This is a genomic window from Pantoea sp. JK (assembly GCF_026130245.1).
GTDB classification, from domain to species: Bacteria; Pseudomonadota; Gammaproteobacteria; order Enterobacterales; family Enterobacteriaceae; genus Pantoea; species Pantoea trifolii.
Window position 1 is genome coordinate 90,638 of the sequence record NZ_JAINFN010000004.1, and the last position, 21,917, is coordinate 112,554.

Annotated in this window: 22 protein-coding genes; 11 read left to right on the plus strand and 11 right to left on the minus strand. The window is 54.7% G+C overall.

What is annotated here, in order from left to right; translation table 11 throughout:
- Positions 1–4: 4 nt before the first annotated feature.
- The 7 genes from mrdB to PanJK_RS10865 all read left to right on the plus strand — a co-directional run bounded on the left by mrdB (position 5) and on the right by PanJK_RS10865 (position 6,966).
- On the plus strand, positions 5–1,117 hold the full coding sequence (gene mrdB / locus PanJK_RS10835) for a peptidoglycan glycosyltransferase MrdB (RefSeq protein WP_036648258.1): 1,113 nt from the start codon (positions 5–7) through the stop codon (positions 1,115–1,117).
- Between the two features lie 10 nt (positions 1,118–1,127).
- On the plus strand, positions 1,128–2,219 hold the full coding sequence (rlpA, locus tag PanJK_RS10840; protein WP_265299569.1) for an endolytic peptidoglycan transglycosylase RlpA: 1,092 nt from the start codon (positions 1,128–1,130) through the stop codon (positions 2,217–2,219).
- A gap of 117 nt (positions 2,220–2,336) precedes the next feature.
- Positions 2,337–3,548, plus strand: coding sequence for a D-alanyl-D-alanine carboxypeptidase DacA (gene dacA, locus PanJK_RS10845; RefSeq protein ID WP_256695901.1), 1,212 nt, complete (start codon positions 2,337–2,339; stop codon positions 3,546–3,548).
- Positions 3,549–3,645: 97 nt separating this feature from the next.
- Positions 3,646–3,909, plus strand: coding sequence for a DUF493 family protein YbeD (gene ybeD / locus PanJK_RS10850; protein WP_008103691.1), 264 nt, complete (start codon positions 3,646–3,648; stop codon positions 3,907–3,909).
- 69 nt (positions 3,910–3,978) lie between these two features.
- On the plus strand, positions 3,979–4,629 hold the full coding sequence (gene lipB, locus PanJK_RS10855) for a lipoyl(octanoyl) transferase LipB (RefSeq protein WP_008103694.1): 651 nt from the start codon (positions 3,979–3,981) through the stop codon (positions 4,627–4,629).
- A 176-nt stretch (positions 4,630–4,805) separates the two neighbouring features.
- Entirely contained in the window at positions 4,806–5,771 is a 966-nt protein-coding gene (gene lipA / locus PanJK_RS10860) for a lipoyl synthase (RefSeq protein WP_265299571.1), read from the plus strand.
- 148 nt (positions 5,772–5,919) lie between these two features.
- Entirely contained in the window at positions 5,920–6,966 is a 1,047-nt protein-coding gene (locus PanJK_RS10865; protein WP_265299572.1) for a hypothetical protein, read from the plus strand.
- Between the two features lie 88 nt (positions 6,967–7,054).
- On the opposite strand, the gene tatE is transcribed toward PanJK_RS10865, so the two are convergent.
- The 6 genes from tatE to PanJK_RS10895 form a co-directional block, all read right to left on the minus strand.
- On the minus strand, positions 7,055–7,258 hold the full coding sequence (tatE, locus tag PanJK_RS10870) for a twin-arginine translocase subunit TatE (RefSeq protein ID WP_256695897.1): 204 nt from the start codon (positions 7,256–7,258) through the stop codon (positions 7,055–7,057).
- A 94-nt stretch (positions 7,259–7,352) separates the two neighbouring features.
- On the minus strand, positions 7,353–8,123 hold the full coding sequence (locus PanJK_RS10875) for an amino acid ABC transporter ATP-binding protein (RefSeq protein WP_256695896.1): 771 nt from the start codon (positions 8,121–8,123) through the stop codon (positions 7,353–7,355).
- Positions 8,120–9,079: an amino acid ABC transporter permease gene (locus tag PanJK_RS10880; protein ID WP_256695895.1), complete on the minus strand. Its 960-nt coding sequence runs from the start codon at positions 9,077–9,079 to the stop codon at positions 8,120–8,122. Before PanJK_RS10880 ends, PanJK_RS10875 begins: the two co-directional genes overlap by 4 nt.
- Positions 9,076–9,963: an ABC transporter substrate-binding protein gene (locus PanJK_RS10885; RefSeq protein WP_265299577.1), complete on the minus strand. Its 888-nt coding sequence runs from the start codon at positions 9,961–9,963 to the stop codon at positions 9,076–9,078. Before PanJK_RS10885 ends, PanJK_RS10880 begins: the two co-directional genes overlap by 4 nt.
- Before the next feature lie 19 nt (positions 9,964–9,982).
- Complete coding sequence (locus tag PanJK_RS10890) at positions 9,983–10,777, minus strand: deaminated glutathione amidase (protein ID WP_265299989.1); 795 nt, start codon at positions 10,775–10,777, stop codon at positions 9,983–9,985.
- 2 nt (positions 10,778–10,779) lie between these two features.
- The gene (locus PanJK_RS10895) at positions 10,780–11,739 is read right to left on the minus strand and encodes an ABC transporter substrate-binding protein (protein ID WP_256695893.1); all 960 of its coding nucleotides are present in this window, start codon (positions 11,737–11,739) and stop codon (positions 10,780–10,782) included.
- Positions 11,740–11,876: 137 nt separating this feature from the next.
- Between PanJK_RS10895 and PanJK_RS10900 the strand changes: the two genes are divergently transcribed.
- Entirely contained in the window at positions 11,877–13,232 is a 1,356-nt protein-coding gene (locus PanJK_RS10900) for a PLP-dependent aminotransferase family protein (RefSeq protein WP_256695892.1), read from the plus strand.
- On the opposite strand, the gene PanJK_RS10905 is transcribed toward PanJK_RS10900, so the two are convergent.
- The 3 genes from PanJK_RS10905 to pagP all read right to left on the minus strand — a co-directional run bounded on the left by PanJK_RS10905 (position 13,216) and on the right by pagP (position 14,769).
- Positions 13,216–13,641, minus strand: a complete 426-nt coding sequence (locus PanJK_RS10905; RefSeq protein WP_256695891.1) for a GNAT family N-acetyltransferase — start codon at positions 13,639–13,641, stop codon at positions 13,216–13,218. The two genes, PanJK_RS10900 and PanJK_RS10905, sit on opposite strands and share 17 nt — an antisense overlap.
- A gap of 195 nt (positions 13,642–13,836) precedes the next feature.
- Positions 13,837–14,046, minus strand: coding sequence for a transcription antiterminator/RNA stability regulator CspE (gene cspE / locus PanJK_RS10910; protein ID WP_007890714.1), 210 nt, complete (start codon positions 14,044–14,046; stop codon positions 13,837–13,839).
- Positions 14,047–14,196: 150 nt separating this feature from the next.
- Complete coding sequence (gene pagP, locus PanJK_RS10915; protein ID WP_372340019.1) at positions 14,197–14,769, minus strand: lipid IV(A) palmitoyltransferase PagP; 573 nt, start codon at positions 14,767–14,769, stop codon at positions 14,197–14,199.
- A 947-nt stretch (positions 14,770–15,716) separates the two neighbouring features.
- Here pagP and PanJK_RS10920 point away from each other — a divergent pair.
- Positions 15,717–15,962, plus strand: coding sequence for a hypothetical protein (locus tag PanJK_RS10920; RefSeq protein ID WP_008103719.1), 246 nt, complete (start codon positions 15,717–15,719; stop codon positions 15,960–15,962).
- Positions 15,963–16,069: 107 nt separating this feature from the next.
- Positions 16,070–17,152, plus strand: a complete 1,083-nt coding sequence (locus PanJK_RS10925) for a malate/lactate/ureidoglycolate dehydrogenase (protein ID WP_265299583.1) — start codon at positions 16,070–16,072, stop codon at positions 17,150–17,152.
- Between the two features lie 39 nt (positions 17,153–17,191).
- Here the strand turns inward: PanJK_RS10925 and gntT are convergent, their stop codons facing one another.
- Entirely contained in the window at positions 17,192–18,508 is a 1,317-nt protein-coding gene (gene gntT / locus PanJK_RS10930) for a gluconate transporter (protein ID WP_256695889.1), read from the minus strand.
- Positions 18,509–18,633: 125 nt separating this feature from the next.
- On the opposite strand from gntT, the gene PanJK_RS10935 reads away from it, so the two are divergent.
- Positions 18,634–19,944 carry an iron-containing alcohol dehydrogenase gene (locus PanJK_RS10935; protein WP_265299586.1) on the plus strand — a complete coding sequence of 437 codons (1,311 nt, stop codon included), beginning with the start codon at positions 18,634–18,636 and terminating at the stop codon, positions 19,942–19,944.
- Positions 19,945–19,977: 33 nt separating this feature from the next.
- Here PanJK_RS10935 and PanJK_RS10940 read toward each other — a convergent pair whose 3' ends face one another.
- The gene (locus PanJK_RS10940; RefSeq protein ID WP_265299588.1) at positions 19,978–21,906 is read right to left on the minus strand and encodes a methyl-accepting chemotaxis protein; all 1,929 of its coding nucleotides are present in this window, start codon (positions 21,904–21,906) and stop codon (positions 19,978–19,980) included.
- Positions 21,907–21,917 lie beyond the last annotated feature (11 nt).

Sequence of the window (21,917 nt, forward strand, 5' to 3'; positions counted from 1 at the left end):
GTCCATGAACGATAGTCCGCAGAAAAGATCGATCTGGACGCGCATCCATATCGACCCGCTGTTTATGCTGATCATTCTCAGCTTGCTGACCTACAGCGCCATTGTCATCTGGAGCGCCAGCGGACAGGATCCCGGCATGACCGAGCGTAAGTTCGGGCAGATTGCCATGGGCATCGTCATCATGCTGGTGCTGGCGCAGGTGCCGCCGCGCGTTTACGAAAGCTGGGCACCCTATCTCTATATTGTCTGCGTGATATTGCTGATCGCGGTGGATGCCTTTGGCCACATCAGTAAAGGCGCACAGCGCTGGCTCGATTTGGGTTTTGTGCGCTTTCAGCCCTCGGAGATCGCCAAGATTGCCGTGCCGCTGATGGTGGCGCGCTTTATTAACCGCGATGTCTGTCCGCCGACGCTGAAAAACACCGGCATCGCGCTGGTGCTGATTTTCATGCCGACGCTGCTGGTGGCGGCACAGCCTGACCTGGGTACGTCGATTCTGATCGCCGCTTCCGGTCTATTTGTGCTGTTTTTATCCGGTATGAGCTGGAAGCTAATTGGTATCGCCGTGCTGCTGGTGGCGGCCTTTATCCCGATTTTGTGGTTCTTCCTGATGCACGATTATCAGCGTGACCGCGTGATGATGCTGCTGGATCCGGAAAGCGATCCGCTCGGCGCCGGTTACCACATCATCCAGTCGAAGATTGCTATCGGTTCCGGTGGCCTGCGCGGCAAAGGCTGGCTGCATGGCACCCAATCGCAGCTGGAATTCCTGCCTGAGCGTCATACCGACTTTATTTTTGCCGTGTTAGCGGAAGAACTCGGCCTGGTTGGCGTGTTGTTATTGCTGGTACTCTATTTGCTGCTGATCATGCGCGGACTGATTATTGCGGCGCGCGCGCAAACCACCTTTGGTCGCGTGATGGCGGGCGGTTTGATGCTGATTTTATTCGTTTATGTTTTCGTTAACATTGGCATGGTAAGTGGTATCTTACCGGTGGTTGGCGTACCGCTGCCGCTGGTGAGCTACGGCGGATCGGCATTGATTGTGTTAATGGCTGGATTTGGCATTGTGATGTCGATCCATACTCATCGAAAAATGTTATCTAAAAGCGTTTAAGAGGCTGCACATGCGTAAGGACTGGCTTGGGGTTGCACTGGCATCATTGGTACTGGCTGCCTGTTCCACACCGGAACCGCAGAATAATACTGCGCCACCGCAACCGGCCTATAACGGCCCGGTAGTGGAAATTCCTGGCGTGGAACCACGCTATGAACCGATCAATCCTTCCACCAGCCAGGATTACAGCGTCAACGGTAAAAACTACCGCGTGATCAAAGATCCGTCGAACTACAGTGAAGTGGGTTTAGCCACCTGGTACGGTGACGAAGCGCAGGGTAATCGCACTGCTATCGGTGAATCTTACGATCCGGAAGGCATGACAGCCGCGCACCCTACGCTGCCGCTGCCGAGCTATGTGCGCGTCACTAACCTCGCCAACGGTCGCCAGATTGTGGTGCGCGTTAACGATCGCGGTCCTTATACGCCAGGCCGCATTATCGACCTGTCGCGTGCGGCGGGCGATCGCCTGAATATCTCTAACAATACCCGCGTGCGCGTTGATTACATCAAAGTGGCTCCGGATGGCTCAGTTTCTGGTCCCGGCACCATCGGAACCACCGTCGCCAAACAGAGCTATGCCCTGCCCGCGCGTCCGGACCTCGGCGGCGGTATGGTGATGATGGGCGGTAGCGCCAATGCGGCACCCGCGCCTGCACCGCAAGATGTGCGCGCCGTAGATAACAGCACCTTGCAAAGCAGTGACAGCATGGGTGCGCCAGTGCAAAGCAGCGGTTTTCTCGGTGCGCCGCAGCCGTTAGCCACGGGTGTGCTGGAAGGCAGCGAGCCGGTTGCCGCGCCAGCAGCACCAACCTCTCCCGCACCAGCCGTAGCCGCGCCTGCCAGCAGCCAGAATGCCCATGCTGGCAGCGGTTATGTGGTGCAGGTTGGTGCGATTAACGATCCAGCGCGGGCGCGCCAGCTGGCGGAAAGCCTGGGTAAACGTTTTGGCGTACCGGGCGCCGTTGAAGCCAATGGCAACGTCTATCGTATTCAGTTAGGTGGCTATCAAAGCCGTGCCGAAGCCGCCGCGTTGCAGCAGCGTCTAAACACTGAAGCGCAAATGAGCTCATTTATTACCACTGCCCGTCCATCAATGTAACGGACAGTGACATTTCCTGCTGAAACTGATTTGCAAAGCAAGATGTCGCCCGATCGGGCGTTTGCTATAGTTAGGCACTTTTTTCACTCTAAACCCACGGATGTTGTAGTCCTGAACATGAATACGCTGAAACCTTCTCGTTTTCTGAAACGCCTGACAGTGGGATCACTGGTCGCTCTTTCTCTCAGCCATGCCGCTTTTGCGGACGATATTAACCTTAAGACTATGATTCCGGGCGTACCGGACATTGATGCTGAAGCTTATGTGCTGATCGACTATAACTCCGGCAAAGTGCTGGCCGAAAAGAACGCGGATGCACGCCGCGATCCGGCAAGTTTGACCAAAATGATGACCAGCTACGTTATTGGTCAGGCGGTCAAAGCGGGCAAAATCCATAACGATGACATCGTGACCGTGGGCAAAGATGCCTGGGCAACCGGTAATCCGGTATTCAAAGGTTCATCCCTGATGTTCCTGAAGCCTGGCGATCGTGTACCGGTTTCTCAGCTGACGCGCGGCATCGTGCTGCAATCAGGTAACGACGCTTGTGTGGCGATGGCGGATTATGTTGCCGGCAGCCAGGACGCATTCGTTAACCTGATGAACAACTACGTTGGCGCACTGGGCCTGAAAAACACCCACTTCCAGACCGTGCACGGTTTGGATGCCGAAGGCCAATACAGTTCGCCGCGCGATATGGCGTTGATCGGCCAGGCGCTGATCCGTGACGTGCCCGATGAGTACGCGGTTTACCGTGAAAAAGATTTCACCTTTAACAACATCAAGCAGACTAACCGCAACGGTTTGCTGTGGGATACCAGCCTGAACGTGGATGGCATCAAAACTGGTCACACAGACGCAGCGGGCTACAACCTGGTTGCCTCTGCCACTGAAGGCCAGATGCGTTTGATCTCCGCAGTGATGGGCGGTCGGACTTATAAAGGCCGTGAAACCGAGAGCAAGAAATTGCTGACGTGGGGCTTCCGCTTCTTCGAAACCGTGGCACCGCTGAAAGCAGGCAAAGAATTTGCGTCTGAGCCCGTGTGGTTCGGTGACAGCGATCGTGTTCAGCTGGGCGTGGAAAAAGATGCCTATCTGACCATCCCACGTGGCCGCATGAAAGACCTGAAAGCCAGCTATGTGCTGAACAACACTGAACTGCACGCACCGCTGCAGAAAAATCAGGTCGTGGGCAGCATCAACTTCCAGTTGGATGGCAAAACCGTTGAACAGCGTCCGCTGGTGGTGCTGAACGAAGTGAAAGAAGGCGGTTTCTTCGGCCGCATCATCGATTACATCAAACTGATGTTCCACCACTGGTTTGGCTAAGGCGCGCTTGAAAAAACGCCAATTTGCCCCCAAATAAGCTACTATCTTTGCTCCCGCCTCGGCGGGAGCCTGTTTTTTTAAGCACCGGAGTCAATGTATGAAAACCAAATTGAATGAACTGCTCGAATTCCCTACGCCTTTCACCTACAAAGTGATGGGTTTGGCGCAACCGGAGCTGGTTGATCAAGTGGTTGAAGTGGTGCAGCGCCACGCGCCAGGCGATTACAAACCGGATGTTAAGCCAAGCAGCAAAGGCAACTATCACTCGGTTTCCATTACCATCATCGCCACCCACATTGAGCAGGTTGAAACCCTGTACGAAGAGCTGGGCAACATCGAAATCGTGCGTATGGTGCTGTAATTCTGGCGCTGGCAAAGTCCGCTTTGCCAGCGTTATACTCTGCCTTCCACTCTTTACCGGATCTCTGCTTTGTCAGCTAATACGCTTCTTGTTCGTCAACTCGGCCAGCGCGATTGGCAACCCATCTCCGATGCGATGCATCACTTTACCGATCAACGCGACAGCAACACCGCCGATGAAATCTGGCTGGTGGAACATCATCCCGTGTTTACCCAAGGTCAGGCAGGTAAAGCCGAACATCTGCTGATGCCGGGCGATATTCCGGTGGTACAAAGCGATCGCGGCGGCCAGGTCACCTATCACGGCCCCGGCCAACAGGTGATGTATGTGCTGATCGACGTGAAACGCCGCAAGATGGGCGTACGCGAGTTAGTGACGGCACTGGAAGAAACGGTGATCGCCACGCTGGCCGACTATGACATCAGCGCGCGCGCGCGACCGGATGCGCCAGGCGTGTACGTGGGCGATGACAAGATTTGTTCGCTGGGGCTGCGCATCCGTAAAGGCTGCTCGTTTCACGGCCTGGCGCTGAATGTGGCGATGGATCTCGCGCCCTTCCTGCGCATCAATCCGTGCGGTTATGCCGGGATGCAGATGACGCAGCTCAGCCAGCTGCAGCCGGGCGTTACGCCCGCAGATGTGCAGCCGCGTCTGGTGCAGCATTTCGCCCGTTTAAGCGGATTTACCCAACTGGAATGGCAAAGTGATGCTGCGGTCTGACCTTGACTGTACGTGCGCATTTACAAAATTGTAACTTTTGCACTGGCTAATCGGCTGCTTATGGGCAGACGAGATGATATAATTTTTGCCATATTTTCAAAAAAAGTTGAAAGCCTGGTTCTCAGTTTGAGTGAGGAAGCTTTCAAATCGCAATCCCGACCGGAACCTGCAGATTTATGAGTAAACCAATTCAGATGGAACGTGGCGTCAAGTATCGCGATGCCGACAAAATGGCGCTAATCCCGGTGAAAACCGTGATGGTTGAGCGTGAAGAAATTCTGCGTAAGCCGGAATGGATGAAGATCAAACTGCCTGCGGATTCCAGCCGCATTCAGGGCATCAAAGCCGCGATGCGTAAAAACGGTCTGCACTCAGTGTGTGAAGAAGCCTCCTGCCCTAACCTTGCCGAGTGTTTTAACCACGGCACCGCGACCTTTATGATCCTCGGCGCGATTTGTACCCGCCGCTGCCCATTCTGCGACGTGGCGCATGGCCGTCCGAATATGCCTGACGCTAACGAACCGCTGAAACTGGCCCAAACCATCGCCGACATGGCGCTGCGTTACGTGGTGATTACTTCGGTGGACCGCGATGACCTGCGCGACGGCGGTGCTCAGCACTTTGCCGACTGCATCAGCGCGATTCGCGAAAAAAGCCCAACCATCAAAATTGAAACGCTGGTGCCGGACTTCCGTGGTCGTATGGATCGCGCGCTGGACATCCTCACCGCGACGCCACCTGATGTGTTTAACCACAATCTGGAGAACGTGCCGCGCGTTTACCGTCAGGTCCGTCCAGGCGCCAACTACGATTGGTCACTGAAGCTGCTGGAGCGTTTCAAAGAAGCACATCCGGATATCCCGACAAAATCGGGTTTGATGGTGGGCCTTGGCGAAACAAATGCCGAGATCATTGAAGTGATGCGCGATCTGCGTCGCCACGGCGTCACCATGCTGACGCTGGGACAGTATCTGCAACCGAGCCGTCACCACTTGCCGGTACAGCGCTACGTTAGCCCAGCCGAGTTTGATGAGATGAAAGAGGAAGCGATGGCGATGGGCTTCACCCATGCTGCCTGCGGCCCGTTTGTGCGCTCGTCTTATCACGCCGATATGCAGGCCAAAGGTCTGGAAGTTAAGTAATATTCCTCGCGATTGCGTTCTTAATAGGGCGCAATCGCAAAAATCCCCCCACACCCCACTTAATCTTTGTCGCAAACCTGACGCTTTAACCGCTGAGGCCATAAGAGCCTGTTCATTTTTTCTCAGTGTATTTTTTGAAGGTCAGATTATGCAAACTTCCTTTCATAGAAAGGCGCTCGATGTACTACGAGCACCGGATGTGTCAGGTCCATCCTCAGAAGTGCGGCAATATGGCACATCAGAAGAGAGCCTGGAGGCGCTAAAAATGCGCACCACGCCGAAAGACATCACCAATCCCTATACGTCAGCGCACGCGTCCTGTGCCAATGCCTTTATCGCTACCGCCATAAGTATTGAGCATCGTTACAACGAGATGCATCTGCAGCTGCCGCTTCCTGAAAAGGCGTGGGTTAACGCGGAAGTGGCCCTTGCTCAGCCAGCAGTGACGATCCTGCCAGCAATCTCCCCGTCCCCAACCCTGCACATGACGCATTCATTGATTGCATATGATGCAGAAAACCAATGGAACTTTGAGCTGCTGGGGGCGGAGATTGCGATGCCAGTTTCATCAAACTGGGCAGCAGAATCCAACCCGCAATTTATTGACGTGGCGATACATGAACTGTTGGCATTGCCTGAACAGCCTGCCAGCGAACCGGCATCGTGGGTAACGATCACAACGCTTGCCGCAGTGGAGAGCGAAGTAACCATCAACCGCAATACACAGGATAAAAACGGCAATACCCTATTCAGTGGTGATGCGCCTGTAGGTTCTATCTTGCTTTTCTACATTGATGATGTGCTGGTTGGAAGCCAGGAGATTGCGGATGACGGTCAATGGCAGTTTGCACTGCCTGCGGATTTGCCCGCCGCTCAGCATACGTTCAGTGCCATGCCGACCAGTGCGCAGGGCGTGGTTGGCAACAAAATCGACTGGCTATTTGTCATCGAAGCCAAACCCAGCATCATTCTGTTGCCAATCGAGGACGGTCAGCTGGATATGATTGATGCGGCGCTAATCGACTGGGTCCCTCCACAGGATGAAACGCCAGTGTCACTGTTGCCGTTGGTTTTAACTGACCTGATGCTTGATGACTGGCAAACCCAGGATGGGACCACTACCTATCCATCAATGGTTCACACCAGCTTGTTTGATCTACATGAACAAGGTGTTGCCAGCATTGTTTGGCACTAAGACGCAAAAAACAAAAACCAGACTGACAACAGTCTGGTTTTTTATTAACGTAATAAATATTTACACTTATTGACGTTCGGCGCAGAAATTACTCTTTGTGGCTGACACGTTCAGCAGGCGCTTCTTCAACGCTGCTTTTGGATGCGCCGGATTCATCATCTTTCATGGCTTTCTTAAAGCCTTTGATTGCGGAACCCAGATCGCCACCCAGTGAACGTAACTTGTTGGTGCCAAAAAGCAGTACGATGAGCGCACCGATGATCAGCAGTTTGGCAATACTGATACCTTCCATAATTTACCTTTCAACCAATGTGAAAAACCGACCTGACTATTAACGCGCAGTTTATAAACGGCCTCAACTGCAATCTGTAACAGAGTGAGACCGCCTAAATAAAGCGGCTGAGAAACGCCTGCGTGCGCGGATGCTGCGGATTACCAATCACTTGCTCCGGACTGCCCTGCTCCACCACCACGCCACCATCCATAAACACCACGCGATCGGCCGCCTCGCGCGCGAAACCAATTTCATGGGTCACCACAATCATGGTCAGACCTTGATCGGCTAATGTGCGCATGGTGGCCAGCACTTCGCCGACTAACTCCGGATCGAGTGCCGAAGTGGGTTCATCAAACAGCATCAGCGCCGGTTTAATCGCCAGCGCACGCGCAATCGCCACACGCTGCTGTTGCCCCCCTGACAGATGACGCGGCCAGGCATCAGCTTTATCACTCAATCCCACGGTCGCCAGCAGTTCACGGGCATGCTTGAGCGCGTCCTGCCGCGCAAATTTGTGCACACCAATCGGCGCTTCAATGATGTTTTGCAGCACCGTCATGTGCGGATAAAGATTGAACTGCTGAAACACCATGCCGATTTTCTGACGCTGATGAGCAATTTTACGCGCCGACAGGCGATGCAAAATACCACGCTTCAGCTCGTACCCGATCTGGTCGTCACCCACCATAATCGAACCGGCATTCATGTCTTCCAGATGATTAATGCAGCGCAAAAAGGTAGATTTACCCGAACCCGATGGCCCGAGAATCACCACCACTTCACCGGGAAACACATCGAGATCGATGCCTTTCAGCACCTCATTATCGCCATAACTCTTCTGCACATTACGCGCACGCACCAGCGGCTGAACGTCACTCATACATCCTCCTTCAGACGGTGCGCGACGGCTGGCGCGGCTTCGTTAGCGGCAACACGACGTTTGTTCACCACCGTGCGGGTAGTGCCGCGTGCGTAGTAACGCTCGATGGCGGACTGGCCGACATTGAGAATCGAGGTGATAAACAGATACCAGATCACCGCGACCATCAACATCGGGATAATTTCAAAGGTGCGGTTATACACGGCCTGCACCGAGTACAACAGATCGCCCATGGCGATCACACTCACCAGCGAGGTCGCTTTGATCATGCTAATCAACTGGTTGCCGGTTGGCGGAATGATCGAACGCATCGCCTGTGGAATGATGACACGGCGCAGCGCGCGGCTGCGGCTCATGCCAAACGCCTGCGTGGTTTCAACCTGACCGTTATCCACGGACAGCAAGCCAGCGCGAATGATCTCGGCCATATAGGCCGCTTCATTAAGCGCCAGTCCAGCAATCGCTGCGGTCAATGGCGTAATCAGATCGTTGGTATTCCAGCTGGCAAAGGTGATATCCGTCCACGGAATAGTGATCGAGATCGTGGGAAACAGCGTCGACAGGTTGTACCAAAAGATCAGCTGCACCAGCAGCGGCGTACCACGGAAAAACCAGATGTAGAGCGACGATAAGCCGCTCAGCAATTTGTTATCCGAAAGACGCCACACGCCCAGCAACAGCCCCAGCAGCGTGCCAAGAATCATCGACACCACCGTTAAGCCGAGCGTAACCTGCAGGCCTTTCATCACCGAACCTTCGGTGAACCACTGTAGCACGACGTTCCACTCAAAATTGGGGTTGGTCGCCACCAGCCAGAGGAAGTCTGCGGCAATAACCAGCACCAAAATCCATGAGATCCAGCGCCCATAAGTGGGCGCACTACGGGCAAAAGCCACATCGCGCTGCTGCACGTCGGCCTTATCCCTGGCTCGCGAATTGTTGGTGACCGGACTCATTTTGTTGCCCCTTGCGCCAGGTTACGTCCCGGTTGCTGCAACATGTTGCCGTCTAACTTCCACTTCTTCATGATGGCCGCGTAGGTGCCGTTACTGAACAGCTCTTTGTAAGCATCCAGCACCACATTGCCGAGTTCCGACCCCTTCGGTACCACGGTGCCCTGGAAAATGTCGCCAAAGCCGTTTTTCTGGCCTTTGCCCGACAGCTCCAGCTGACCGTTAGCCTGTTCGATAAAGTAAGTCAGTGGCGCCTGCGATGAGAAGAAGGCATCGGAGCGTTTTGAGCGCACGGCTAAAATCGATGAGGGTTGATCGGTAAAGGATTGCACCACCACCGCCGGTTTACCCGCCGCGACACAGGCATCGGACTGCTTACGAATCACCTGCTCCGCTGAACCCGCCGCCATCACCGCAATGCGTTTGCCGCAGGTATCTTCCAGACCGTTAATCTTGGATGGATTGCCTTTCTGCACGCCAAACACCACGAACTCCTGTACGAAGTCGATAAAATCGACCTTCTGCTGACGATCCGGATAATCCCCAATCGGCCCAATCGCCATCTGGTAACGGCCAGAATTAATGCCGGTGAGCACGCCCGATAAACCGCTGACGGTGGCATGTTCAATCTTCACGCCCAGCAGCTGTGCCAGCGCTTCGGTGAGATCGGCGGAGGCACCATCCATTGAGTGCGGACCGTTAACGATCTCGTACGGAGGAAAGGAGCCGTTGTTCACCGAGATCATTTTGCCGCTGCTTTTAATCTCTGCTGGCAGACGATCGTGCAGTGCCTGATCCACTTTTTGCGTTGGAATAGCGTCAGCCGCCTGAGCGAAACAGGCCGTCAGGCCCAATGAAAGCGCGATGGCGGTAGCAAGAATTTTCATCAGTCAGATTCCCCAGCGATCAAAGTGGTTTAAGTTCGGGACGAGCGAAACAACGATTCTCCAGCACCGGCAGTACGCTGCGTGCATAGGCGATGCGCTGTGGATCGAGATCGGCAAACACCAGCGCGGCTGATTCCGGCGCTTTGGCGATCGCCACGCCCAACGGATCGATCACCAGACTGTTGCCGATGTTGCGTGGACCGCATTCGCCCACCGCCACCATGTAGCAAGTGTTTTCCAGCGCACGCACGGTGGTCAGCAATTCCCAGTGCATCTCTTTTAGCGGCCCTTTCACCCATGCAGCCGGCAGCACCAGCACATCGGCGCCGTCGAGCACTAAGCGACGTGCCAACTCCGGGAAGCGCACGTCGTAGCAGGTCATCAACCCGACTTTCATGCCCGCGACTTCAACCAGCGGCGGAATCTCGCGCCCTGGATTGACGCGCTGCGACTCCTGCATGGCGAAGGCATCGTACAGGTGCAGCTTCACGTATTTGGCGATGATTTCACCGTTACGAATGGCGATCAGCACGTTGAGCGCCTTCTGCCCTTCTGTCGGCACGTGTACGCTCATCATGGTGGTCAAGTTGTTGCCTTTGCTAACCGCCAGCAACTGCGTGACGAAAGGACCATCCAGCGGCTGCGCCGCTTTCAGCACCAGATCGGGATCGGCGATATCACGCGCCAGCACGCCTTCCGGCAGCACCAGCAGATCCGCGCCGCCCGCCAGCGCCTGGTTCATCAATCCGATGCAGATATCAGTGTTTTCCTGCCATTCACGGCTGACGGCAAATTGCCCCATTGCTACTTTCATCATTATTCTCCTCGCGCCGCAGCCGGGAAAATCGCTTCCGGCGTCAGCAATGTTTGGGTTAGGCCTTGCTGGAACAGCTCATTCGCAAAATCGGCAATCATCTTTTTGTTAACCGAAAATCCGTTCTGATTCCAGTTGGCGGGTAATTCCTGCGCGGTGCGCCGCAAATCGTCCAGCAGCCACGGCGTGGTGTCGGCGTATTTCTCGCGCTTCTTCATCCACATCTGGTATGAACGATCAATGATGTCGCTCAGCGCCTGCGGCAGCCACGGATGCGCCTCGGCTAAAGCGGGCTTCAGCGCCAGCAAGTGAATGCCCGGCACATAACCGACGCGATTAAAATAGTCTCGCTCAGCAGCGGCAAAATCCACCTGCAACTGGCGCAGACCTGAATCGGCGAGGAAGAAACCTTCCGGCATAAAGGGCGTAAAGACCGCATCCAGCTCGCCCGCCTTCAGCAGTTCAATTAGGGGGCGCTCGCCTGGCGCCGGTTCAATGCGGCCCGGGCGGCCAAAACCGGCCAGACGATCAACAATCGGATGATCTTCGGTCAAACGTCCGGCAAACCAGTACGCATCATCAATCTCCACGCCCGCTTCACGCAGCACGGTGCGCGTCCAGGTGTTGCCTGAATCCTGCCAGCCGGTTACGCCAATCTTTTTTCCTTTCAGCTGCGCTGGCGTGGTAATCGGGCTGTCGCTGCACGTGATGATGCAGCGCTGGCGGAAACCGCGCATCAGGAAGTGTGGCAGGCCCAGCAGCGAAGTGTCACCTTTAGCCCGCGCCTGAGCAAAGCGGCTAAACGACACTTCACCGGCATCGTATTTATCGCTGCTGGCGAGGTTATCCACCAACGTGCCAACGCGATCGATCTCCAGCGTGAAACCTTCCGGTTTGATATCGCCAAGTGCCAGCGGTGTGAAGTAATCCCAGTCACGTACCGCCAGTCTGATGGTTACCATAGTTATGCCTTCCCCGTCTGTTCTGCCAGCCCTGCGACTGTGATTATTTATGCAGCAAATAGTGCTTGAATTTGAGTCTAAAACGCGAATACTAATCTGAACAATCTATTATTTGTTACTGAACAAAGGATTTTCTTATGACGCAAAGTGTGGATTTGGAGTGGCTTAGCCAGCAGATCACGGATGCCTCCGTCAAAGGCATCACGCATGCGGCATCAACACTGATTCGCGATGGGCAGATTACAATTGGCATGCAAATGCCGGCGGTGCGTGAGTTGGCTGAGCGACTAGGCGTGAGTCCGGCAACGGTTTCCGCAGCCTGGGCGCAACTGAAGAAGCAGAAAGTGCTGGCGGGGAAAGGTCGCAGCGGCGTGTGGGTGAGCGGCAACAGCGTAATGCCGCGTCCGATTCGTTTCGAGAAGATCGGTAATTACGGTGAGAATGTTCAGGCATCACTGGCGATGGCCTCACCGGATCCAGACTTGTTACCGGATCTGCGTCAGGCGATGCTGGCTGGCATTGGCTCACCGCAACTGAATAGCTACCAGCGCGAGGCGATTTCACCGCAATTGCAGGATGCCGTGACGCCGCGCTGGCCCTATCCCGCCGAAGCCTGGCTGGCGACCGACGGCGGTTTTGATGCCATGAACCTGATTGTGCAAACCTTGCTGTCTCCGGGCGATCGTGTAGTGATTGAAGATCCTACAGCCACGCGATTACTGGATATTTTAGACAACATTGGCGCTGAAATTTTGCCGTTGCCGTGCGATGAGCAAGGGCCGATTCCCTCGGCGCTGAGCACGCTGATGCAGAAATCTCCGGCGATGTTTATCTATCAGCCGCGCACCCATTCAGCCACCGGACACAGCGTGAGTCAGCGACGCAGTGCAGAGCTCGCACGCGTGCTGGCGAACAGCAGCACCATCATCGTGGAAGATGATGGCATTGGTGATCTGTCGCGCTGGCCGGTGTTTAGCCTCGGCTTCCACTATCCCGAACGCGTGCTGCATGTGCACTCGTTTTCCAAAGCTTATGGGCCGGATTTGCGTCTGGCGGTGTTATCAGGCACTGCGGAAATGGTGAAGCGCCTGCAAGCGTGGCGCAATTTTGGCGTGAGCTGGACCAGCCGTATTTTGCAGGATGCCGTGGCGTGGATGCTCAACGACGAGCAGACTCAGCAGCGTATTCAGCAGGCCAAAGCCACCTATGCGCAACGTCGCCAGCAACTACTGGCAGCGCTGGCGAAACGCGGTTTAGTGCTGGAGGAGCGCGATGGATTAAGCGTGTGGATTCCAGTGGAATCGGAGCAGTACGCGATGATCACGCTGGCCGCGCGAGGCATCGCCGTGCTGCCCGGTGAACGCTGTAGCATTAACAGCCGGCAATTTATTCGCGTCAGCGCGGCGCTGCTGCCTTTTGCACAACTCGACAGCATCGCCGACGCCATTGTGATTGCCAGCGGACGCGAGCTAAATCTCAACCCAGAGCTTTAATATGATAGCGCGGGGATTCCACATAGCCTTCGCGCGCATAGAACTGGTTGGCTTTGAGACGCGATGAGTGGCAATGCACTTCCATGCGATCGCAACCACGTGAACGCGCCAGCTGTTCGGCGTGATTCAAAAGCTGCTGTCCACTGCCCTTGCTGCGTTCACCTTCGGCAATACAGAAGTAGCTGATGCGGGCAAAATCGCCGGCCAATGCCAGCTGCGGGATAAAGTGCAATGACAGAAAACCCAGCACCTGATTGCCGTGTTCAGCGACCAACAACGTTTCATCGGGATGATCAATAAGCTGCGCCAAACGCGAATCGATAAATCCTTCCGTCGCGCTATAGCCTAATTCGGTCAACAACGCGCTTAATGCAAAACTGTCTTTTGCCTGTGCCTGACGTATGTTCATCCTGCCTCCTCATTTTCCCTGAGCAGTTATATAGCGTTGCCGGATAAAAATCTGCAAGTAAGCATTGGTGTGGCTGTGTTACGGAAGTTAACTGTGAGATGTGCCGCAGAATCTATCTGCAGACAAAGCAGCGAGCTGATTTAAGAATAAAAAAAACCCGCCAGAAGGCGGGTTTTCAGAATTCGAACTGTTAAATTACAGTGCGATAACGTTAGCAGCTGATGGGCCTTTAGCACCGTCAGTGATTTCGAACTCAACGCGCTGACCTTCAGCCAGAGTTTTGAAACCGTTGCTGTTGATTGCAGAGAAATGTACGAATACATCTTTGCTGCCATCTTCTGGAGTAATGAAACCGAAGCCTTTCGACTCATTAAACCACTTTACGTTACCTTTGATCTTAGACATCTATATTACCTTTACATGAAAAAAGGACACTAAACTGTGTCGACGTCTAGTACAGCAATTGCGGTGACATTTGTCCAGTGCGATTTGATGAAAAAGTGATAAATATTGATTTTTTGCATGCCGATCACACTTTCTGCACGCTACCAATGCTTAAAACTCAAATCTCAGCCAGGCAAAATAGACATTACCGTTATTGTAAGTGCCGGGAATATAAGTCATTTGGAAAGTGGCTGGACCATATCCGATTGATGCTAAAGGCAATATCAGCGGAACCGGAATATATTTCCAGTTATCCCGTGCCGTTACGCCCGCCGTATATCCCGCCCCCAAATGGAAGTTTTGATCGTTAAGCGGTCGCCAGGTCGCTTCCCAACCGTAACCACCAATCGGCTCCCATTTGTTAAACGAGTCTTTAAACGCCATCAGATACAGGCCGTGCCAGTTACCTTTTTCATCCCAGCGCGAGACGCCAGCACCCGCGCCCCACGGGCGTTCGTTGTACTTATCGATGTGTTCATCGTCGTAAGTCCAACGGTTATGCCAGGTAATCGCTGGCAGATAAAAATCATAATTCTGCGGTTGCGACCAGGTTTGCGACACGTTGTCGCTAAATGTGTTCCAGCCTGATTTGATGGCTTGTGACGTGGTTACCGCTGATGCTGAAAATGAGACCGATGAGGTCAAAATGCAGCCAAACAAAGCTGCAGAAAAATGCCGATTCACAACGTAATTTCCTGTTATGTCATGCTGAAAAATTCATTATCCGAAGGCAGATTTTTCAGCTTCCTGTACGACGAGTGCCTAACGTAATTGCCAGGATAATAGTAAAAATTGCGCTTAATCTCCCCAGGCTAATTCTTGGTTATTGACGAATTTTACCTCAAGCGAGGCGCGAAATTGAAACGTCAGATAAACGGATAGGTATTACCGGAGGATGTGCATAAAGTGCAAACCTGTTGTAATGATAACGGCAAGCAATAAGGTGGTTTTCAGAGACTTAGCGCAAACAATTCACATACGGAATAAGTTAATAAAATTTATCAATTGAACTCGTCCGACGAATAAGATAAATCTCGATACTCCAGGACGGAGATGGGGAAAAAACTGACATGACTATTCGTTGTAGCCGCTGCGGTTGCGCTAAATTTTTTTATACCTTATCGGACTGCGAAAAGGTCGATTTGCCAAATCATCATGGCGCCTGCTGCGCACGATGTCAGAAACCGCTAAATCTGCACGATCTCATTCTGCCTGTCGCGTCCTGTAAAGACAGCGAAAAATCCTATGCTGAATAAAAAATTCAGGCACCCGCAGGTGCCTGTCGTTGTCAGAAAATCAGTTTAAAGACGCCTGTAATTGTCAGTAACCCAACGATGAAGATGATGGCGATGACCCACAGAATTATTTTCATTGTTCGCTCCTTCAAGTATGAAAAATAACGTGTCTGTTAACCAGTATAGATGATCATTCTGCTTTCGCTGGGCGCTGCGAGCGTGGTCACAGTCCTATGTTCTCGTTTCGTTTGGCGCAGATTATTTTCTGCGAGACGGGTCGCATCATTCGCTTTTCCTTCCCCGTATTGCCGCACTTAGCGCCCGTCTACAGGCTAAACTTACTTCGCCTGAAGAGGCCTCAATTGTTATCAATGCCTACGTAACAAGGAGATTCTTATGAGCACGATTAATACCAGCATGGGGCGTTACAGCCTTAAGGCAAAGGATTACGGCAACCACATCAGCGGCAGTATTGCGATAAATGATGAAGGTGGCACGCAACTCACCATGCAGGAGTTTGAAGAGCATTATCTTGACGATGTCGTCAACAACGTCATTTATCCGGTCACCGGCGGGAACCGAGAAATTACCCGCGCGTTACGTGATCAAATGGTCAAAGCGGGTTTTGAACAGCCGCACTGAGTTTTTGGGCCACACCTTGTGGCCCTTTACTTCTTTATCGCTGACTTGCGGTAATCACGGGTTTCGTCGCAGGATGCAATATCGTTCATGATAAGGAGATTAACCGCGTGAGTACGCTGCATCTTATTCCCCCTTTCCACCTTCATCAGTTTGTTCAAGCCATTTGGTCACATGCGGGCAGCAGCGCCGAAGAAGCGCGCCTGGTCGCTGACCATTTGGTGGCAGCGAATCTGGCGGGCCACGATTCACACGGCGTTGGCATGATTCCGAGCTACATGAATTCGCTGGCGCAGGGCTTTTTGCAACTCAACCAACATGCCAGCATTGCAAAAGACGCCGGTGCGGTGTTGACGCTACAGGGTAATAACGGTTTTGGTCAGGTCGCGGCGTTTGAGGCGATGCAGCTCGGCATTGAGCGCGCCGCCAAACTCGGCATTGCGGCAGTTGGTCTACACCATTCGCACCACATTGGTCGCATCGGCCATTGGGCGGAACAGTGTGCAGCCGCCGGTTTTGTCTCGTTCCACTTCGTCAACGTGATGGGCGATCCGATGGTGGCGCCGTTCAACGGTAGCGATCGTCGTTTTGGCACCAATCCTTTCTGCGCCATTTTCCCGCGCCGCAATGCCAAACCGCTGCTGCTCGATTTCGCCACCAGCGGCATCGCCTTTGGTAAAACGCGGGTAGCGTGGAACAAAGAGCAGCAGGTCGCGCCAGGTTATCTGATTGATCATCAGGGCCAGCCGACCACCGAACCGGGCGTGATGCATCAGGCGCCGTATGGTTCGCTGATGCCGTTCGGTCTGCACAAAGGTTATGCGCTGGCGACCATGTGCGAAATCCTCGGCGGCGCGCTGTCGGGCGGCCGCACCACGCATGATGAGACGCTGGTCACCAGCCACGATGCCATTTTCAACTGCATGACCACTATCATCGTTAATCCGGATGCGTTTGATGCGCCCGTGATGCAGGAAGAAGCAGAATCATTCCTTGATTGGGTGAAACAGTCGCCGCAAAGTGGCGATGCGCCGATTCAGGTGCCCGGCGAGTGGGAAGAGCAGAACCGCGTGGCACGCGAAAGGGATGGCATTCCACTGGATAGCAATAGCTGGGAGCAAATCTGTGACGCGGCGTTACAGGCAGGTATGCCGCAAGAGGAGCTCGCGGCGTTCCGCGCCTTAATGCAGTAAACCGCAAGCGGCTGAGGCGCGATGCCTCAGCCTTGATGCTTAGATGACGTTGGCAAGCAGTAAACAGCCCACCAAACCGCACACTGAAATGATGGTTTCCAGTGCTGACCAGGAACGGAAAGTTTCGCCGATGGTCAGGTTGAAATACTCCTTAAACAGCCAGAAGCCTGGATCGTTGACGTGAGAGAAAATCACGCTGCCGGAGCCGACCGCAATCACCATCAGTTCCGGGCTGGCGCCGCTGGTGACGATCAACGGTGCGACAATCCCGCCTGCCGTAATCGCCGCCACGGTCGCGGAGCCCAGCGCAATACGCAGCACGGCCGCAATCGACCACGCCATGAAGATCGGCGACAAATTGGTTTCATGCATCATGCTGGCGATATATTTATCGACGCCGCTGTCCACCAGCACCTGTTTGAACGCCCCGCCACCGCCAATCACTAACAGCATCATCGCGATGATCTTGATCGAATCGGTGATGGTGCCCATCACTTCATCCATGCTGCGGCCACGGTTCAGACCGAACGTGAAGATGGCAATCAGCACCGCAATCAGGGTTGCCATGATTGGGTCGCCAAAGAACTCAGCATACGGCAACAACACATGACCTTTCGGCAGCAGCATTTCCGCCACTGCGCGCAATGCCATCAGCACCACCGGCACCAATGCCGTCCAGACGCTGACGCCAAAACCAGGCATCTCAGCTTCAGTAAAGGTTTTCGGGTTCCACAAACCTTCCGGAATCGGCTTATCAATGCCTTTCAGGAAGCGCGCATAAACCGGACCGGCAAGAATTACGGTTGGAATTCCCAGCAGCGTTCCAAACAGCAGCGTTTTACCCATATCGGCGTTGAACAGCGTGGCAATCGCGGTTGGACCCGGATGCGGTGGCAGGAAACCGTGCGTAACGGAAAGTGCTGCCGCCATCGGCACACCGACGTACAGTAATGGCACGCGTGCGGAAGCGGCGATGCTAAATACCAGCGGCAGCATCAGTACAAAACCTACTTCGTAAAACAGTGCAAAGCCGACGGTGAAACCGGTCAGCACCAGCGCCCACTGAATGTGTTTCTCGCCGAACTTAGCAATTAACGTGGTGGCGATGCGCTGCGCTCCGCCGCAATCCGCCAGCAGTTTACCCAGCATCGCGCCGAAGCCCATGATTAGCGCGAGGCTGCCCAAGGTGCCGCCGACACCGGTTTTAATCGATACGATAACTTTGTTGACCGGCATGCCCTGCATCATGCCTACGGCCAGCGCCACCAGAATCAGCGCGATAAATCCGTTCAGTTTGAAACGAATCATCAGCAGCAGCAGTAACGCTACGCCAATCGCCACATAGAGTAATGGCATAATTTTTCTCCACTTTTGCGCGCGGTGAATCACCGGCAGCGGTTTATTTTGGTTATCCCAGAGGACATGAGAATCAACAGCGTGCGCCGCAGGAAAACATCCTGCTGAGCAATGTTACGGGTATCATGTTAAGGGTAACATTGCGTACAAAGCACCAGGCGCAGCGGCGGAATTTCTGTTTTGCGAAGGTGATCAACTTTTTGCTGGCGCGTTATCAGAATGTTTGCAGCGGGAGTGTCACGGCTTTTGGTTACACTAAGGTCTTTACGCCAAACAAGAAGGGCATGCAGGTGAGTGAGAATCTGATCGAGCTGTACAGTAATCAACAAACCCTGTTTGGTCGCGGCAGTATTGACCAGCTGATACCGCTGCTGGCGGCCAATACCCAGCCGACGCTGCTGTTTTGCGGCCGATCATTCCTTAACGGTCCAGCCTGGGCGCGCCTGGGCGCCGCGCTCAACGATCAGATTATCGGTTACGAGATCGTCAGCCATGAAGCCTCGCCGGATGAAATTGATGGTTGGGTGCGGCGCTGGCGCGGCCATGTTGATCGCGTGGTGGCGATTGGCGGCGGCAGCGTGTTGGATGCGGCCAAAGCCTTCAGCGCGATGATGCAGCACCCGCGGAATACCGCACGCTATCTGGAAAAAGTCGGTGATACGCCAGTGCAAGCGGTGACTTTGCCGCTGATCGCCATTCCTACCACGGCCGGCACTGGCAGCGAAGCCACGCAGAACGCGGTGGTGACCGATCAGCAGCACATTCAGGTCAAAGCGTCGCTGCGCCATCCGGTCTTTGTGCCGCAGGTCGCGATTCTCGATCCCGACCTGCTAAAAGGCGCGCCAGACAGCGTGCTGGCAACCTGCGCCATCGATGCCTTCACCCATTTATTCGAAGCCTATCTGTCGCGCAAAGGTAATCTGTTTACCCAACAAACCGCGCTCAATGGTCTGCGACTGTTCTTCAAAGCCTGGCCGGATTTAAACCGTGATGACGAGCGTGGTGATGCAGCACGAGAAGCGATGATGATGGCGTCGTGGCTGGGAGGCGTGTGCCTGAGCACTGCCGGATTGGGCGTGATCCACGGTATTGCTGGAGAGCTGGGGGCGATCAAACCGTTCCATCACGGCGAAGTGTGCGGACGCTTACTGTTCCCGTTCCTCGATGTGCTGGCGGAAACCGAACATGCTGAACAGCAACGTTTGATGGCGCAGCTCGGTCAACAGCTGTTGCCGGACGATCCCGCGCCGCCCGCGCTGGCGTTGAAAACCTGGATCCAGCAGCAGGCGATCGTGCCGTTCTGGTTAGATGGCCCAACGCTGTCAGCCATCGACGTCGACTGGATTGTGTCGCGGGCCAACAGCAAAAACGGTTGGATCAGCTACGATGCCCCCACGTTGACCGAGATGATCGCCGCCGCCTGGCGCATCGTCTAAATGATAACGGGCAGCCAACGCTGCCCGATTTTTTTACTGCTCAGCCACTTTAAACATTGCGATCTCTTGCGCCAACTGCGCCGCTTCATCACGTAGCGCCTGGGTATTTTCAGCGGTTTGCGTCACCAGCATCAGGTTTTGCTGAATACCGCGCTCCATCTGCGATACCGCCAGCGTCACTTCCGCGATACCTTTGCTCTGCTCATCCCCGGCCACGCGCATCTCGCTTACCACCTGCTTCACTTTATGCACGTCGGTGACCAGTTGCGAAAGCTGCTGCCCCGCGCCTTCCACCAGCTTACTGCCAGCCAATACGTTGCTGTCGGAATCGGCAATCAGCGCTTTAATTTCCTGCGCCGCCGTGGCGCTGCGCTGGGCTAAGGCGCGCACTTCAGAGGCCACCACGGCAAATCCGCGTCCCTGCTCACCGGCGCGCGCTGCTTCCACCGCCGCATTCAGCGCAAGGATGTTGGTTTGAAACGCGATGCTATCGATCACCGTCAGGATCTCCGCCACGCGGCGCGATGAGGATTGGATAGCGCCCATGGTGCTTACCACTTCGCCCATCACGTCGCTGCTGCTGCGGGCAATCTGCGCGGTCTGTTCGGCGGCGGCATCAGCCAGTCGGGTATTTTCGGCGTTTTGCTGCACGGTCGCGTTGAGCTGCTCCATCGCCGCCGCGCTCTGCTCAAGCGCCGCAGCCTGCTCAGCAATTTTCTCTGACAGCGCAGTGTTGCTGTGCGCCAATCCTGATGCATTGGCCGCCACCGTTTCGCCGCTGCCCTGCACGCGAGTAATCACGCCCGCGATCTTATCGACAAAGCTGTTGAACGCACCGGCGATATCCGCCAGCTCATCGCGTCCACTTTTGGTCAGGCGACGGGTTAAATCGCCATCGCCATTGGCAATTTCATCCAGCGCCGCATGCGTGGCTTTCAGGCGCTGACCAATGCGTTGGGTAAACGCCCAGGTTAACAGCAGCAGCACGATCATCGCTGGGATCAGGAAGGTAAAGATGTCACGCATCATGGTACGTGCCAGGCCACTAACCGCACTTTCAGGTGTCACCAGGCCAATCACCCAACCGGTGCCGGGCATGCGGAACAGCGTGACCTGCGCGCTGGTGTGCAAGTAGTCGTCATTGAAATCTGACAGCTGCAACACCTTGCCATCGCCTTTTAACTGAGCGACACGTGCGGCCAGCGGCGCCAGCCAGCTGGATTTTCCCGCCAGGCTGCTTAAGGTGGTGAGCGATTTCAGATCCTGGCCTGGGTAATAGAGCAGATTGCCCGCGCTATCGAGCGCAAAGGCATAACCGCCCGTCACCTGCCCTTTCTGCTGCATAAAGCCCGCAAGATTATCCAGTTGCACATCCAGCGTCGCCACGCCGGCAAAACGATCGCCCGCCGCGTACGGCACGCTGCAGGTCACCATTTTCACGCCGGATACCGGATCCTGATAAACCTCAGACCAGCCGCAACGATCGCGCGGCCCGTTGCGCACCGCGCTGTACCAGCTTTCCTGTTGATAACCGTTGCCCGCAGGCAGGTTGTAGTCATCGGAATAGGCCAGCGCGCCATCATTCTGCCGCGCCCAGAAGAAGCTGCGACGCTGCACACCGGCGCTAAAAGCATCGGGTTCCGGCCATACGCCGCCACCGGCAATGGTTTTATTGCCGCTGCTATTGATGATTTGCGGGAAACTTTGCTGCCACAACGTAGCATCGTGCGGCAACACTTCGGCAAGGCGCGCCATGCTGACGGCTTCGCCTTCAATGCGCACCAGTTGCTGATTTAATTGGCTGACCAGATTGCTACCGGCCTGCTCAATCAGCGTATGGCTGGCCTCGATGACGCGCGGTTGGCCGCGCAACAACAGAACGGAGAACACCACTGCGGTTGTGACGCACAGTAATAGCAGGCCACCCAGCGTCATGCGGGTAGCCAAACGGGTTGGCAACATAATTTATCCTT

Coding starts and splice junctions, on each gene's coding strand:
- PanJK_RS10935 (WP_265299586.1), top strand. CDS start 18,634: ATGTTAAGGGTAACATTGCGTACAAAGCACCAGGCGCAGCGGCGGAAT.
- PanJK_RS10940 (WP_265299588.1), bottom strand. CDS start 21,906: ATGTTGCCAACCCGTTTGGCTACCCGCATGACGCTGGGTGGCCTGCTA.
- PanJK_RS10885 (WP_265299577.1), bottom strand. CDS start 9,963: ATGAAAATTCTTGCTACCGCCATCGCGCTTTCATTGGGCCTGACGGCC.
- gntT (WP_256695889.1), bottom strand. CDS start 18,508: ATGCCATTACTCTATGTGGCGATTGGCGTAGCGTTACTGCTGCTGCTG.
- cspE (WP_007890714.1), bottom strand. CDS start 14,046: ATGTCTAAGATCAAAGGTAACGTAAAGTGGTTTAATGAGTCGAAAGGC.
- PanJK_RS10905 (WP_256695891.1), bottom strand. CDS start 13,641: ATGAACATACGTCAGGCACAGGCAAAAGACAGTTTTGCATTAAGCGCG.
- PanJK_RS10895 (WP_256695893.1), bottom strand. CDS start 11,739: ATGGTAACCATCAGACTGGCGGTACGTGACTGGGATTACTTCACACCG.
- PanJK_RS10900 (WP_256695892.1), top strand. CDS start 11,877: ATGACGCAAAGTGTGGATTTGGAGTGGCTTAGCCAGCAGATCACGGAT.
- PanJK_RS10890 (WP_265299989.1), bottom strand. CDS start 10,777: ATGAAAGTAGCAATGGGGCAATTTGCCGTCAGCCGTGAATGGCAGGAA.
- PanJK_RS10875 (WP_256695896.1), bottom strand. CDS start 8,123: ATGAGTGACGTTCAGCCGCTGGTGCGTGCGCGTAATGTGCAGAAGAGT.
- mrdB (WP_036648258.1), top strand. CDS start 5: ATGAACGATAGTCCGCAGAAAAGATCGATCTGGACGCGCATCCATATC.
- lipA (WP_265299571.1), top strand. CDS start 4,806: ATGAGTAAACCAATTCAGATGGAACGTGGCGTCAAGTATCGCGATGCC.
- tatE (WP_256695897.1), bottom strand. CDS start 7,258: ATGGAAGGTATCAGTATTGCCAAACTGCTGATCATCGGTGCGCTCATC.
- PanJK_RS10865 (WP_265299572.1), top strand. CDS start 5,920: ATGCAAACTTCCTTTCATAGAAAGGCGCTCGATGTACTACGAGCACCG.
- ybeD (WP_008103691.1), top strand. CDS start 3,646: ATGAAAACCAAATTGAATGAACTGCTCGAATTCCCTACGCCTTTCACC.
- dacA (WP_256695901.1), top strand. CDS start 2,337: ATGAATACGCTGAAACCTTCTCGTTTTCTGAAACGCCTGACAGTGGGA.
- PanJK_RS10880 (WP_256695895.1), bottom strand. CDS start 9,079: ATGAGTCCGGTCACCAACAATTCGCGAGCCAGGGATAAGGCCGACGTG.
- rlpA (WP_265299569.1), top strand. CDS start 1,128: ATGCGTAAGGACTGGCTTGGGGTTGCACTGGCATCATTGGTACTGGCT.
- PanJK_RS10920 (WP_008103719.1), top strand. CDS start 15,717: ATGAGCACGATTAATACCAGCATGGGGCGTTACAGCCTTAAGGCAAAG.